Consider the following 14,975-nt stretch of genomic DNA (forward strand, 5'->3'; position numbering starts at 1 on the left):
AGGGAAAAATATTACGTTTTATGAGTTTTAAGTTTTGGATATCTTCTAACCTTTCTTTCCACTGCTATACCAGTTTTTGACCCAGATATAGTATCAGAAAAAAAATAATTATTACGAAGGAAGAAGGAAGAAGGAAGAAGGAAGAAGGAGGAAGGAAAAAATTTACGTTGTCTGAGTTTTAAGCTTTGGATATCTTCTAACCTTTCTTTCCACTGCTATACCAGTTTTTGACCCAGATATAGTATCAGAAAAAAATTAATTATTTAGATGTAACTCAACTCCAGAATTAGGTAACAGGAATCAGGGTTGAAAAATTTTTATCTATTGAGTAATAACTGAAAAATTATTCAAGATTACTATATATACTGGGTACAATTTTCTGGTTTGATTTACCAGTTTTTGAGGGTGCATCTCATATTTACAAAAATACTTTTTTCCTATTCCCTATTCCCTATTCCCTATTCCCTAAAAGCGATAAATTTTTGGTTTTCTTCAAAACTGAGATGCACCTAAAAAACTGTTGTACTACATATCAAATAAATTTGTAATTTTTTTTGATTACTTACTAAAAAATAAAGTCTGAAGCCTCCCCTTGGTTGCGCCACGAGCTACCGCTCTACAAGGGGATAAAAAAAAATAAAGTTCAATATTTCAAGCCTCTGACTTTCCTGCGGAATGCTGCGCAAACAGGCAGAGGTACTGATAACTGATAACTGAAATGACCTCCTCAGAAATAGCTGCTGGGAATTTCAAAAAGAAATTATCAAACTGATAAGAACTAAACTTAACAATAACCACCAAATAGTATTTCTTTGAAGCCAAAATTTGACAGTTCCAAACCAACTAATACGATTAAAATTAGTAGGAGGTACAAGGGGTTCGGATTGGTCGTGATAAAGAGTACAATTTTTAGCATAGGGACGTTGAGGAAAATTACAGGTATCATCAAAATGGTAGATACAGCTATTACACAAATATTCTTCTGTTTGAGTGTGATAAATAGGAATTCCTGGATGACCAAAAGCTTTAAGAGAAACTCGACAATGCGGACAAGCGATCGCCTGACTATCAATTGGTTGATGACAACGAGGACAATTTGACATTTTGATTATGCTAGATATATTAAATTCAACAACTTTTTTAATCTACAGTTTAAATTTGTAGCTTAATTCTCAGTTAGTTGCTCCTTTATACCTAAAATATAGAAATAGGAAAAAAATATGAATAATACTGAAAATCTACTTAAACAACTTTTAATGATAGGCATTGGTACAACTTCCCTAGTGGCCGAAAAAATACAGGAAGTCACTAACCAATGGGTTAAAGATGGTACTATCAACCCAGACCAAGCTAAAACTTTCGTTGATGATATAATGCAGCAACTTAGGTCAGAGCAGGGAAACTGGGAAACTCAGATGCAGCGACAAATGCGGAATGTCATGCAGGATATAGGTGTTCCTCGTCAATCTGAATTGGACGAACTACGGGGTCGTTTGGACCGTTTGGAGCGTCAGATCCGAGATTTAGAAAATCGCAACTGGCGATAGGTGAAGTCAAAAGTCAAAAGTTAGAAGTTAGAAGTCTGAATTTAGATTCGCAAGATTAAGTCAAAAGTTAAAAGTTAGAAGTTATAGTCATTCTGAATAAGACTGGGAAACTTTTTTAGCTGAAACCCTTTCAAGGCAAGAAAACCTTGTCTCAATCTTAACTGGAATGACTATAGAAGTCTGAATTTAGATTCGCAGCATGGACTAAATTTGAGAGGGGTGAAATGGAATTAAATCTGCCTATATTTGACTGTACTTTTACTAAATTTAGCTTCAGAATATAGTAGTGCAGGATGGCGGAAATAACTGACCAGTTAAAAAATTCTAAAACAACTACAAATCAGTACTTTTGACTTTTAACTTTTGACTTTTAACTTCCGCGTAGCGACAGTAGCTATAATTGAAACTTCAACTGAGAGTTTTTGACTTTTAACTTAAATTAGGAGGATTAATTTTGCGAGGAATTATTATTAGTCTGGCAGTAGTAATATTCTGTGGTTTAGTTTTGATTGTTGCTCAAATCACGGGTTCGGAAAAAGGGGCAGTTGCTTCTCAAAATACACCAAGTACTATAAATTCTACTGAAGTTCAGGAACAAGTGGCAGAAAATATTATGACTGAAAATAACGAAGAAACTATTACTACTGAATCTGGTCTTCAGTATGTGGTCTTGAAAGAAGGAGATGGCGCGACTCCTCAAAAAGGTCAAACAGTTGTGGTTCACTACACTGGAACTTTAGAGGATGGTTCTAAGTTTGATAGTTCTCGCGATCGCAATCAACCTTTCCAATTTCAGGTTGGGGTAGGTCGAGTTATTAAAGGTTGGGATGAAGGGGTAGCGAGTATGAAAGTTGGTGAACGGCGTAAGTTTACTATTCCACCAGAATTAGGGTATGGCGCTAGTGGTGCTGGTGGGGTTATACCTCCTAATGCTACTCTGATTTTTGATGTGGAATTATTGAGAATTGCTGGATAAATTAAGCATTTCCTGCGGACTGCTGCGCAAACAGCATTCAGCTATCAGCTATCAGCAATTATAATTTTTAGTAGGGAATAGAGACTTTTTCTCTGTTCCCTTTTATATGTTCTATTATTCCCTATTATACAAGAATTTAACTTCTGGGTGGTGGTGCATAGTATTGGAGATTTAAAAAGAGCTGACCGAGTTGATTTTCGACAGCTATATCTATCATTTTTGTCTTTTTTTCTTCAATATTTATTTTTTCTTCCTTCTTCCTTTTAATCCCTAAAAATTATATGTCAAATCTCACAGTTAAAGACTTAGAAATACTGCAAGGTACTCTTAATCAAGTAGGTTTAGATTATCAATTAGAATTAGATGAAGGAAAGATATTAGTCACAGGTCTGTCAGATATTATTTCTAGTGAAGTTGGTGTTCAGTTAATTAGACTATTAGGTAATTGGGTTTACCCACGTCGTCTTGGACGTTTGTTTGATTCTAGTGGTGCTTTTATTCTTTCAGATACTAATTTAAAAGTTCCTGATGTTTCTTTTGTTCGTGCCCAACGTTTGAAAAAAAGTGTTCGTTATTTTGGGGAATTAGTGCCAGATTTAGTAGTATAAATTAAATCTCAAAGTGACAGAATTAAACCTTAAAAACAGAAAGTAAAGAAGTATTTAGAATTGGGAGCGGAAGTAGGAATATTGATAGACCCTTTAATCAGTTATCAGTTATCAGTTATCAGTTATCAGTTATCAGTTATCAGTTGAATATTTTTTCTAGTTTTATCAAAATAACAAAGTAAGAATTTAATTTCTGACTTCTAATTTATGACTTCTAACTTGATATGCCTAAATTCAATTTATCTTACATTCAACTTTTTCGACACAAATTTAACCGACTGGTTTCGATTAATTTGTTTCTACTAACTTTAACTATTGTATTGTGTTGGAGTTGGATATTACCTAGTTATACTCAGACACCTACACCTACTATTAAAAGTCGAGAAGTTTTAATTGAAGAAATTAAAGATTATGCCGAACGTCATGTTGATAATGATAAGGCAATGGATAGTAGGTTAATGATTGATTTATATGAGAAAAATTCTGTGGGTTTAACTACTCGAGAAATTACTAAAATTTACGAGGAAGAATACACAAAACTCAAGGAGGCAAAAGATAGTAATCTCTGGGAAAAAATTAATGACGATCTATTTTATGGTTTGGGATGGTTTGCTGCTTTAGCACTTTTGATTCTGTTAGTTTTTAAGGAAGCTATACAAGGTTGGGTAACTCATTTCATTAATACCTTTGGGAAATGGCTATACAATCAAATTGCTGGTTTTGAATTGTTTTGGAATTACTCTCTAAAACGCTATAAAAAAGGTCTCATTAATAAACACAAACAACTAAGAATTCCTTTTCGTCCTAATCGTCCTTTAAGTCTGCAAGAAATTTATGTGGATTTGCAATTCTTGGAAAAAGCTAATAATGAACCAATTAATTTTTCTGAGATTAAAAAATATAATCGTTTGGCTATTAAGGGGCAACCTGGAGCTGGAAAAACTCTTTTATTAAGAAATATAGTTCTCTCTTGGGCGAGGGAAAAATTAAAAACTTCCTCTAATGAATATGTGCCGATTTTATTGGAGTTATATCGCCTGAATGAAATAGAAATTTCTGCCCTCAATATGGAAGTATTAAAACAGAAATTAGTAGAAGCTTTAGATAGGGATGATTTTCCTAAAGCTAATTCTTTTGTCGAGCAAAGTCTGGAAAAAGGAAAATTATTTCTGTTATTTGATGGATTAGATGAAGTGAAAAGTTTGATTCGCTCTCAAGTTGTACAAGCTATTAATGATTTATTAGATAAGCATGATAAATGTCGAGCAATTATTACTTGTCGGGCAGCAGTTTATCGCAATGATTTTGCTGAGTCGGTCGATAAAACGTTAGATATTAAAGAATTTAGCGACAGACAAATGCGACTTTTTTTAGAAGCATGGAAATCTGAAATGCCACCCGATAAATCTATCGATCAACTCATACAAACTTTGAGAGATAGACCTCTAATTATGGAGTTAACTAGAAATCCTTTAATGTTGACAATTGTTGCTCATCTTTATACTCAACCTGCTTTTGTTTTGCCTCAGTCTCGGTCAGATTTTTATCAAGAATCTACTCATATTTTATTGAATCAATGGCAGAATAATTTTAATCAATACAAAGAGAGCGCTCATAAGCGGAGAGTGTTACAACATTTAGCTTTATTTGCTCAGGATAATGCTAGTAAACAACAAAAGGATGACTTGAGTTTAGATTATCAAATTGTCTTAGAAAAATTCAGAAAGTTTTACCCGATCTGAATCTTAATCCTGAAACAGATACTCAAAAAATATTAGATGAAATTGTCGAACGTAGTGGATTATTATTGAAAATTGAGAGGGGAGATAAATATCAATTTGCTCATCTAACTTTGCAGGAATATTTTGCAGCGACAGCTTTGAGAGATAGAGAAAATGAGTTAATAGAAAGGTTTAAAAATGACCCGGAACGTTGGCGAGAAACGGTTAAACTTTGGTGTGGTTTTGCGGGGAATAGTACAAATTTAATAGAGGTTATTTATCAGGAAGATTCTCTGACAGCTTTTGAATGTTTAGCGGATGCTCAAGAAGTTTATCCTATTTTGGCAGAGAGAATTATTGAAGAGTTTAAGGATAAATTGGCAGAAGCAAATTCTGATGAAAATTTAGCTAGAGCTTTTGGAGCAGTTGCTTCTGATGTTCGTGAAAGAGGTAGGGGAAAAGTTGTTTTTGAGTTTCTAGAAAATGCTTTGAATAATTCTGAATCTCTGGAAGTTCGTAGAGCGTCTGTTAAGGCTTTATCAAAAACAAATTTGCCACAAGCGGCGGATATTTTGTTTAGGTATTATGAGGATGTTTATTTGGTGGATGCTCGTTTAGCACTTATTAATATGGGAGATATTGCAGTTTCTTTATTGAAGGGTTTAGCGGAGAAAGGTTCGGAAACAGCAATGAGAGATTTAGTGAAAATTGGTACTCCTTATGCGAGAGAAATTTTAAATGGTTTGCTTTATCATTCTGATGAAAAGATTCAGAGGTTAGCTGCTTTAAATTTGGCAGAATTTAGGAGTCTAAATAATTAGGTTTTCTAGGAGTGAGAAATATGGCAGAAGTTGATGATAGATTTAATTTAAGAGATTGGGAATGGATAGCAGTTCATTTTCCGCCATCAGAAAGAGAAAGCATGGCAAAAGTAGCTTGGTTGATTTGTTGTAAGTGCACTCCTAAACAAATTTCTCAATATAATCCCGATCCAAGAATAGTAATTCCTTTATGCGCGATAGTATTGTTTGATGAAATTGATGAGATTAATGAGATTAATCCTAGCGAGAGATGGCAATCTCTATTTGAAACTTTAGATAGAGATTTACAATTTGTCTTACTATCTATTCTCATAAAGTACCGTCCTCCAATTCGTGATAACTGGTATAATCTTTTTCTAGATGTAAAACTTGAGTTTTTACTAGTATTTTATTTACCACTTATAACAATTTTTATTGTAACAATTTTTATTGTAAGTTTTGATTTTCCTTTGGGCGTGAATTTCTTAGTTCAGCTAATTATACTTTTGATTTTACAGATTTACACAACAAACATAGGTCAAAAGATGACTAATCCCCTCAAGAACATTTTAAAATCTGATAGTTTTGCAAATCTGATTTTTGAAACTGCTGAAATTACCCCGATGAAAATTTTCCTATATTTAACCCTATACGATTCAGTTAAGGATTTTTTTTGGCAGTTCTGTAAAAAGATTGGCAATTTAAGCAGAAGGCTGATAACTGATAACTGAAGAGGTGATCGCCCTCAAAACTATACTATCTTGCTTGTGTTGAAGAAAAAGTCATGCGTATAGACAAACAACCACACTTAAATATTAAAGTATCAGAAAAATTGTGAGAGCGCAACCCCTAAATCCTTTGACGCGCCGATTTTTTTTGGAGCTTCATACAATGACAATATTGGTGATTTGCCACTGAGGAGGTTAGATGAAAAAATTTAATGATGAAAAAAAATGGATTGAGAGATCGCGAAGCGGAACAGAGTTCTATCGCTCTATAATATTTCATCCTTTAAAAATTGGTAATTTAGGTAGAAAGCTGATAACTGATAACTGAAAAGAGGAAGCAACTGAAAATCCTTCGACGTGCCGATTTTTTTTTCATAAGCTTCACAAAATGAAAATATTCGTACTTTTCCACTGAGGAGAAATAGATGGAAAGATTTGACGAGGGAAAAACTAGCATTCATTTATTGAGAGCTTCACAAGATGAAAATATTTCTGGTATTGCTCCTGGGAAAATTCCTGAGACTGGTAACTGATAACTGATAACTGATTTATCTGTTCCCTGTTCCCTGTTCCCTGTTCCCTCTTATTGCCAAATTTCTAAACTTAGTAAACTGGGGGTCAAACAATAACTTAACCGTACCAGTCGGCCCATTCCGATGCTTAGTAATAATCACCTCAGCAATACCCTGGTCCGGAGTATCTGGGGAATAATACTCATCCCGATAAAGCATAATAACTAAATCAGCATCTTGTTCAATAGAGTTATGAACAACAATCTCATTTGCCACAAAATTATGGAGACTAGGCACAGTTAAGTCAAAAACCTCCGCCTCACCATCTGGTCTTATTTCCACAATTTCATCCCATTTAACATCAATTTGAGTAGGTTTTTCCCACTCCCGACACTTAACTACAGACCCTAAATTTCCACCATATTTTGGCCTAAAATCCATTTGATACAAAAGTTGCCCACAATACAATATTGAATATTTAAGCATTTTTTGGTTCAAAATAGCAAGAGAATCCCCAATATTCAGAGTATTTAACTGTTTCCAACCCCCCATAGAAAAGAAAGGATGATTAGCCGTTGCCCGAATCAATTTTCCCGAAGAAGTTTGCAAAGAAAATATAGGTTTAACCCCAGTAGAAAAAACCCTACTAACAATAGCTGACTCAAATTTTCCAGTATTTTCATTCAACGCCAAAACAGAAAAATTAGACTTACCAACCAGATGAGAAATAGGATTTTTTTTACCATCAGCTAAACAAATTAAAGTATCTCCAGTCAAACAACCAGACTCTCTTAAGTCAGACATCATCGGTCTTTTATTAGTTCGAGACTCTACACTTCTACTAAGTTGAGACAAAGCAATAATCGGTACTGAAATTTCTCGTGCCAAACCCTTCAAACTCCGAGTAATTCTTGCCAACTCCAACACTCGATTATCAGTATTACTCCCCTCCATTAACTGTAGATAATCTAATAAAATTAATCCTAATGCTCCACCTTGTTCACTTTGTAATTGTCTGACTTTTGAACGAATTTCATTAACAGTAATATTAGGAGTATCATCAATAAAAATTGGCATTTCAGCAAGAGTACCAATAGCGGAAGTTAAAGGTTCCCATTCACTCTGACTAATTCGTCCAGACCGCAATCTATTACTTTCAATTCTTGCCTCACTTGCTAATAGTCTTAATACTAATTGTTCCTTAGACATTTCTAGGCTAAAAATTGCTACTGGTAATTTGAGATTAGCTGCAATACTATGACCAATATTTACAGCGAAGCTAGTATTGTGGAGGCAAATATCATTAGCTACAAAATTATGAGTTTCTGGCACAGTCAGATCGTATACTTGCTTTTCTCCTACTGGTTCTATAGAAACAATTTCATCCCAGTAAATATCGTCATTTTCTAATTGTTCGACTAATAAATTTCCGTCTCTGACTAAATTTAATCTGCTGGAGGGGAAATCTAGATTTATAGATGGAAAATTTCTCGTATCTGCCCCTAAATTTTTCCCACAGAAAATCTCAGTAGTAGTAAAATAATCGTAATTTTGCTCGGTCTTTTCTTTTCCATTTTTGCTCTGTGCTGAAAGATATCTAGATTCAGCAAACTTTTCCATCACATCAACAATTTCATTCCACAAAATCTGAATATTTTCTAATTCTTCAACCCAGAAATTCTCCTGTCTGACTAAATTTAATCTATAGGAGGGAAAATCTAGATTTATAAATGGAAAATTTCTCATATCTGACAGAATATTTTTCCCACCGAAAGTATCAGTAGTAGTTAGATTATTGAAATTTTGCTCGGTCTTGACTTTTCTATTTTTGCTCTGTGCCAAGAGAAATCTAGATTCGGCAAACTTTTCCATCACAGAAATTATTTCATTGCCGAAAATTTCCCTACCTTTGAGTTTTTCAACCAAGGCATTTTCGTTTCTGAGTAAATCCAAACTTTCTGATGGAACATTACCAATATTTGCTAGAAAGTTTTGTCGAAATAAGACATCAGTAGTAGTTAGATTATTGAAATTTTGCTCGGTCTTTTCTTTTCCATTTTTGCTCTGTGCCGAAAGGATGATAGATGGAGCAAACTTTTTCATCACAACAAGAACTTTATCCCAGAAACCCTCTGTATTTTCTAATTTCTCAACCCAAAAATTCTCCTTTCTGACTAAATTTAATCTGCTAGAGGATAAATCTAAGTTTTCTAATGGAAAATTACCAATATCTAGCACCAAATTTTTGAGGGATACTTTATCTGTAATAGTTAAATGCCACAAATATTTATTCGTCTTTCCTTTCCTACTTCTACACTCTTCAACCTTTTCAATAGCAGCAATAATTCCAAATCTGAGCAAAAGATGTTGTACTTGCCTAACCAACTTTTCACTAACCACAGAATAGCCTAAACATACTGCCCCAGTTTCAAATATTTTTACCCATCCATCCAGGGAAAATAAATATCTAATAAATAAAGCTAATTGCGACTTTTCTAATTTAAAGACAATAGGAGAAAGACAGAAATTATCATAATCAATCAGAGAAGCAAACTGATTTTCTGGAATAGTTTCATCGCCAAAAACATCTAACCGACGGGGTACAGCTATTTTTTCTCCTACCTGTAATTTTGCCAAAGGTTTCCAACCATCAACTGTTAGAAAAGGATGAGTAATTGTCGTCTCTACAAATCTTCCCGATCTTGTTTTTACTCTAAAAACTGGCTTAATTCCATCATCAATAAAAGCAGAAGGTTTAGTCATCTGAAACTTCCAATTTTTCCCTAGAGTTAATAATTCTACTTCCTGCCTTTGATAAACTTCTGCCAAAGTAATTAAACTGCCATCTTTTTGCAAAACTAAAGTATCGTAAGCAGCACATTTTCCCATTGATGGACGACCAGCTACAATAATTAAATCCGAACGTTGAAAACCTCCAGTCATAGCATCTAGATCGTAAAAACCACAAGCAAGACCAGGTAAAGCAACTCCCTCATTTCTATCTTCAATATCCTGAAAAGTATTAATTAAAGTCTCAGAAATAGGAACTAAATCTTGTTGTGGTTTATCCTGAGTCAGAGCAAATATTTTTTGTTCAGCTTGGTCAAGAATAGTTTTTAATTCAGTAGCTGTTTGAAACCCTAAATCAAAAATTTCATTTCCCGCTTGAATTAATTTTCTGCGGATATATTTATCAATAACTAAAACAGCATATTGGTCGATATTAACCGCCGAAACAGTTCGTTCTACAAGTTGAGCTATTTTTACTTGCCCGCCAATTTTTTCTAATTGATTATTGTCAGTAAGCCAACTGGTAACAGTCATTAAATCTGTAGGTTTGCCCTGATTATAAAGTTGCCACATTGCTTTATAAAGAATTTGATGAGCTTCAATGGCAAAAAACTCTGGGCGTAATAACTCTGTGACTCGGTTAATAGCTTCTGGGTCGAGGAGAATACCACCTAAAATAGCTTCTTCCGCTTCAATATTTTGGGGAGGTAGGCGATCGCTAGACATCTGTGATTTACCTACAATTATTTAAAATTTATTTGAAAAGGGAATAGGTAGTAGGGAGTAGGGAGTAGAGTTTAAATTACTCTGGTAGAAAAATCCATACTCAATCCAATTGCTGAATATTAAAGTCGAGGAGAATGCCACCTAAAATAGCTTCTTCCGCTTCAATATTTTGGGGAGGTAGGCGATTGTTAGACATCTGTGATTTACCTACAATTATTTAAAATTTATTTGAAAAGGGAATAGGGAGTAGAGTTTAAATTACTCTGTTAGAAAAATCCATACTCAATCCAATTGCTGAATATTACAGTTGGACTAAAGTCAAAAGTCAAAGATTGTCTATCAAAGGATACTTACGCATTTTCGAGTCATAAAATCTAGATTTAGTGTGGCACTAGAGCATTTATTTACATAAACCCTAATTTCTTTTTAACTTTTGACTTTTGACTTTTGACTTTAATTAACTACCCACTACTTGAATCTCTACTTCAGCAGTTACCTCTGGATGAAGTTTAATTTGAGCTTTGTAGAATCCAACCTTGCTAATTTCTGGCAAAGTAACGCCACGTCTATCAATTTCTTGACCAGTATTTTCCTTAATTACATCCACCAATTCTCTATCAGTAACAGTACCAAAAATCGCATCATTTTCACCAACTTGTTTAGCAATTTTAAAGCGACCAACTGTTTCCAAAGCCGTCTTTTGAGCTTCTGCTGCTTGCTTCAATTCTATTTGTCTTTGTCGCTCTTGTTCTCTACGACGTTCTACCTGTTTAAGAATACCTGGAGTAGTACGAAAAGCAATTTTCTGAGGAATCAAATAGTTACGAGCATAACCAGGAGCTACTTCTACCACATCTCCTGATATTCCCAAATTTTTCACATCTTGATTCAGGACTACCTGTAATTTTTTGGCCATGATTTTAATTTTTAAATTTTCACTGCAAACTTTAATTATATCCTAAATTTAAAGAATCATAGAGATGATTAGTAAAGTAGATTTACAAAATTAACTGATTAATTTAAGCTAGGGTAATAGCTCAAACCGACTAAATATCTAGATAAGTACAGTTTAAATTTCATTTAAAATTATGTTCTCTAGACTGTAAATCTCCTACTCTATTATACAAGGAAAAAATTATCATCAAATAAATATTCAATAAATGTAAAATTTGCCAATCTAATAAAAATGAAACTTAAACAAAAATTCTTCAAAATTATTTTAGGAATAATCTTGACCAACTTATTAATAGTCTTTACTTCCTGTCAAACATCGCCAAATAATAAAAGTTTAACTATTCGGAGTGCTCATAGTAATTGGATAGAAGAATCATTTCAAACCGAAGTTGTAAATATAGGTTTAGAAAAATTAGGCTACAAGGTCGAAAAACCAAAAGAAATTGATTATCCGGCACTTTATATTTCTATAGGTAATGGAGACTTAGACTATAGCGTTGTTTATTACCAACCAGGACACAAAAAATACTTTGAAAATGCTGGTGGTGAAGAAAAATTAGAGGGAGTGGGAATTTTAACTCCTAATGGAATTCAAGGATATCAAATAGATAAAAAAACCGCCGATAAATATAAAATTACTAACCTTCAACAATTAAAAGACCCAGAAATTTCTCAAGTTTTTGACTCAGATAAAGATGGTAAGGCAAATTTAGTTGGTTGTAATCCTGGTTGGGGTTGTGAGTTAGCCATAGACCATCACCTTAAAGCTTATGGACTAGAAGATACTGTAGAACATAATCGAGGCCAATATACAATTTTATTAGCAGATGCTATTACTCGTTATCAAAAAGGTGAACCTATTCTTTATTATGCCTATAATCCTCACTGGATATCTGCAGTCTTAAAACCAGGAAAAGATGTAGTTTGGTTAGAAGTTCCTTTCACATCTTTACCAGAATCTATGGGAAATCTGGGTGAAAAAGATACATCAGTAGATGGTAAAAATCTTGGCCTTCCTAAAGGCGATCAGGGTATTGTTGCTAATAAAAAATTCCTAGAAGCTAACTCAGTGGCCAGAAAATGGTTTGAATTAGTCAAAATTCCAGTTGCAGATATGAATACTGAAAGTTTACGTATTAAAGAGGGAGAAGACCAACCAGAAGATATTCAGCGTCATGCTCAAGAGTGGGTAAAAAATCATCAACAAGAATATGATAATTGGTTGGAGGTAGCAAGAAAAGAAGCTAGTTAAGTAGGAAAAATCTTCATAAGCTTTCAGCCTCACGGGGTGACAAGCACCTCAAAGCTATTGTGGGATAAGGGTTTAAAGGATATAAGCAAGGGTGAAAAATTGACTGGTTTTGTGAGAATGATAATTATTATTAGTGAGGGTGTGGGTGAACTTCGCTCACCCATACCAACACACTGCGTTGATTTATTGTTCAAGTAAATTACTCTCAAAACATTTATGTAAGTCAATTAAAAAATTTTTAATAATCAGATGAATAGTCAGACGTTTCGGGTAAATAATTAAATATGATTTAACATTGACAGAGCTTTTAATCCCCTTTGATCATGAGACTTTTTCTGAGAATTAAAATTCATCATATCTGTGACAATTTCAACTAAATATTCCCCAGCTATGACCCACAACTCACAATACATACCTACCCACAAATTGCTATGTATTCTATCTTTTCGCCCTGGTTCTTTTAGTCGAAAAATATATCTTTGACCTCCTGACTTTTTGAGGCAATTACCATGGTAACATTAAGCATTATAAGCAATTGCAACTAGTAAAATGAGATTGGTAATACGTTGTGTATTAGCTCTACTTCCTTCTAGATTATATCCCCCTGTTTTACAATCTTTAAACATAGCTTCAATACCCATTATCGACCGATAAAATTTGAGAACTTCATCTAAACTTTCAAGATTTGTCAACAACTACCAAGGCTCCTTTTCTATCTTGTTTTTATATTTTCGTTTCCAATAAGCAACTAAATTAAAATATCCCAATCCTTTGTTATGAGTAATATTGATGTTACTTAAAAATATTTTTGTTCCTGGATATACAGGTAAATTACTCAATGGCTGGTATTTTTGACGGGGTTTTCTTTAGTATCTTGTTTTTGTCCGAAGATGAAATTAATTTTTTGAGTTCTAGCTCTAATTTTTAGCCAGTGAGATAATTCGACACCGTGAATTTCACGGTCTCCAATAACCACCAATTTATATTTTTTTAATAAACTTAAAACTGGTCTGATAAGTGCTTTTTGGTCGAGGAAATTAGTAGAGCCTTTTTAATTCAAAATTTGCCATTTGAATCAAAATATATTGCCTTTTGCCTATGCTCAAATTTCTATAAATCTTTAGTGCTGAGAGTAGTAAAATACTATTGATGAAAAAATTTTCCATCAAACCACAATGAAACAAAAATATCTCAAAACTATTCTAGGAACAATTCTCACCAGCTTATTAGTAATTTTTACTTCCTGCCAACAAGTTCCTGATTCTGAAACAGTTACTATTCGGAGTGCTAATAGTAGCTGGATACAAGAATTATTTCAAACTGAAGTAGTGAATATAGGTTTAGAAAAACTTGGCTATAAAGTTGAAAGACCAAAACAAATTGAATATCCAGCAATTTATATTTCTCTTGCCAATGGAGATTTAGAATATAGCAGTGTTTACTATGAACCACAACACAATGAATTCTTTGAAAATGCTGGTGGTGAAGAAAAGTTAGAAAAAGTTGGAACTTTAACCCCTAATGGAATACAAAGATATGAAATAGACAAAAAAACAGCTGATAAATATAACATTACTAACATTGAACAATTAAAAGATCCAGAAATAGCCAAACTTTTTGATTCCGATGGAGATGGGAAAGCAAATTTAGTTGGTTGTAATCCTGGTTGGTCTTGTGAATTAGTGATCAATCATCATCTTAAAGCTTATGAATTAGAAGATACTGTAGAACATAATCAAGGACAATATGAAATTCTCTTGGCAGATGCAATGACTCGTTATGACCAAGGAAAACCAATTCTTTATTATGCTTACGAACCTCATTGGATATCAACAGTTTTAAAACCAAATGAAGATGTAGTTTCACTAGAAGTACCTTTCACTTCCTTACCGTCATCTATGGAAAATTTAAGCGAAAAAGATACATCTCTAGATGGAAAAAATCTTGGCTTTCCCCTGCTTCAACAGCGTATAGTAGCGAATCAAAAATTTTTAGAAGTCAACCCAGTTGCCAAAAGATGGTTTGAGTTAGTTGAAATTCCAATTGTGGATATGAATGTTGAAAGTTTACGTATCAAAGAGGGAGAGGACAAACCAGAAGATATTTTGCGCCATGGTCAAGAATGGATAAAAAATAATCAACAAAAATATGATAGTTGGCTAGAAACAGCAAAGCAAGCAGCTAATTAAAGTATGGATAAATAATTTTTAATAGCCAATCAGGGGATATTTCATCACTACAAAATCTTAACTAAAAGGATTTTTCAGCGGTTTTCATTAATCTAGAATACAACGATTTATACAATTTTCACCTGCTTGGTGCATATCTATAATTTTTACTGTAGTCTATCTTTGTGAAAAC

Annotated in this window: 13 protein-coding genes; 8 read left to right on the forward strand and 5 right to left on the reverse strand. The window is 33.6% G+C overall.

The annotated features are described in order from the left end of the window. Window positions 1-749 precede the first annotated feature (749 nt). The gene (locus F6K27_RS04830; protein WP_287273555.1) at window positions 750-1,103 is read right to left on the reverse strand and encodes a zinc ribbon domain-containing protein; all 354 of its coding nucleotides are present in this window, start codon (window positions 1,101-1,103) and stop codon (window positions 750-752) included. A gap of 117 nt (window positions 1,104-1,220) precedes the next feature. Between F6K27_RS04830 and F6K27_RS04835 the strand changes: the two genes are divergently transcribed. From F6K27_RS04835 to F6K27_RS04860, 6 genes are all read left to right on the forward strand, one after another. After that, entirely contained in the window at window positions 1,221-1,547 is a 327-nt protein-coding gene (locus F6K27_RS04835; protein WP_202223014.1) for a phasin family protein, read from the forward strand. A gap of 454 nt (window positions 1,548-2,001) precedes the next feature. Beyond that, complete coding sequence (locus F6K27_RS04840; protein ID WP_287273551.1) at window positions 2,002-2,523, forward strand: FKBP-type peptidyl-prolyl cis-trans isomerase; 522 nt, start codon at window positions 2,002-2,004, stop codon at window positions 2,521-2,523. 281 nt (window positions 2,524-2,804) lie between these two features. Then, a complete protein-coding gene (locus tag F6K27_RS04845; RefSeq protein ID WP_287273549.1) occupies window positions 2,805-3,131 on the forward strand; it encodes a Uma2 family endonuclease in 327 nt (108 codons plus the stop codon). Window positions 3,132-3,355: 224 nt separating this feature from the next. Next, on the forward strand, window positions 3,356-4,873 hold the full coding sequence (locus F6K27_RS04850) for an NACHT domain-containing NTPase (protein ID WP_287273547.1): 1,518 nt from the start codon (window positions 3,356-3,358) through the stop codon (window positions 4,871-4,873). Window positions 4,874-4,938: 65 nt separating this feature from the next. After that, on the forward strand, window positions 4,939-5,673 hold the full coding sequence (locus F6K27_RS04855) for a hypothetical protein (protein ID WP_287273545.1): 735 nt from the start codon (window positions 4,939-4,941) through the stop codon (window positions 5,671-5,673). Between the two features lie 20 nt (window positions 5,674-5,693). Further along, window positions 5,694-6,383, forward strand: a complete 690-nt coding sequence (locus F6K27_RS04860; RefSeq protein WP_287273543.1) for a hypothetical protein — start codon at window positions 5,694-5,696, stop codon at window positions 6,381-6,383. A 545-nt stretch (window positions 6,384-6,928) separates the two neighbouring features. On the opposite strand, the gene dnaB is transcribed toward F6K27_RS04860, so the two are convergent. Both dnaB and rplI read right to left on the reverse strand, forming a co-directional pair. Then, entirely contained in the window at window positions 6,929-10,408 is a 3,480-nt protein-coding gene (gene dnaB / locus F6K27_RS04865) for a replicative DNA helicase (RefSeq protein ID WP_287273541.1), read from the reverse strand. A gap of 457 nt (window positions 10,409-10,865) precedes the next feature. Continuing rightward, on the reverse strand, window positions 10,866-11,324 hold the full coding sequence (rplI, locus tag F6K27_RS04870; protein WP_124145033.1) for a 50S ribosomal protein L9: 459 nt from the start codon (window positions 11,322-11,324) through the stop codon (window positions 10,866-10,868). 270 nt (window positions 11,325-11,594) lie between these two features. On the opposite strand from rplI, the gene proX (F6K27_RS04875) reads away from it, so the two are divergent. Further along, entirely contained in the window at window positions 11,595-12,614 is a 1,020-nt protein-coding gene (gene proX, locus F6K27_RS04875; protein WP_287273539.1) for a glycine betaine/L-proline ABC transporter substrate-binding protein ProX, read from the forward strand. 518 nt (window positions 12,615-13,132) lie between these two features. Here the strand turns inward: proX (F6K27_RS04875) and F6K27_RS04880 are convergent. Continuing rightward, on the reverse strand, window positions 13,133-13,309 hold the full coding sequence (locus F6K27_RS04880) for a hypothetical protein (protein WP_287284066.1): 177 nt from the start codon (window positions 13,307-13,309) through the stop codon (window positions 13,133-13,135). Window positions 13,310-13,449: 140 nt separating this feature from the next. Continuing rightward, entirely contained in the window at window positions 13,450-13,593 is a 144-nt protein-coding gene (locus F6K27_RS04885; RefSeq protein ID WP_287273537.1) for a hypothetical protein, read from the reverse strand. Window positions 13,594-13,789: 196 nt separating this feature from the next. On the opposite strand from F6K27_RS04885, the gene proX (F6K27_RS04890) reads away from it, so the two are divergent. Then, window positions 13,790-14,803, forward strand: coding sequence for a glycine betaine/L-proline ABC transporter substrate-binding protein ProX (gene proX / locus F6K27_RS04890; protein ID WP_287273535.1), 1,014 nt, complete (start codon window positions 13,790-13,792; stop codon window positions 14,801-14,803). Window positions 14,804-14,975: the final 172 nt, after the last annotated feature.

The organism is Okeania sp. SIO2F5, from assembly GCF_010692685.1.
GTDB lineage: Bacteria > Cyanobacteriota > Cyanobacteriia > Cyanobacteriales > Microcoleaceae > Okeania > Okeania hirsuta.

Excerpts from the sequence above, each read along its gene's own strand:
- F6K27_RS04830 (WP_287273555.1), bottom strand. The coding sequence starts at position 1,103 with ATGTCAAATTGTCCTCGTTGTCATCAACCAATTGATAGTCAGGCGATC.
- F6K27_RS04835 (WP_202223014.1), top strand. The coding sequence starts at position 1,221 with ATGAATAATACTGAAAATCTACTTAAACAACTTTTAATGATAGGCATT.
- F6K27_RS04845 (WP_287273549.1), top strand. The coding sequence starts at position 2,805 with ATGTCAAATCTCACAGTTAAAGACTTAGAAATACTGCAAGGTACTCTT.
- F6K27_RS04850 (WP_287273547.1), top strand. The coding sequence starts at position 3,356 with ATGCCTAAATTCAATTTATCTTACATTCAACTTTTTCGACACAAATTT.
- F6K27_RS04860 (WP_287273543.1), top strand. The coding sequence starts at position 5,694 with ATGGCAGAAGTTGATGATAGATTTAATTTAAGAGATTGGGAATGGATA.
- dnaB (WP_287273541.1), bottom strand. The coding sequence starts at position 10,408 with ATGTCTAGCGATCGCCTACCTCCCCAAAATATTGAAGCGGAAGAAGCT.
- rplI (WP_124145033.1), bottom strand. The coding sequence starts at position 11,324 with ATGGCCAAAAAATTACAGGTAGTCCTGAATCAAGATGTGAAAAATTTG.
- proX (WP_287273539.1), top strand. The coding sequence starts at position 11,595 with ATGAAACTTAAACAAAAATTCTTCAAAATTATTTTAGGAATAATCTTG.
- proX (WP_287273535.1), top strand. The coding sequence starts at position 13,790 with ATGAAACAAAAATATCTCAAAACTATTCTAGGAACAATTCTCACCAGC.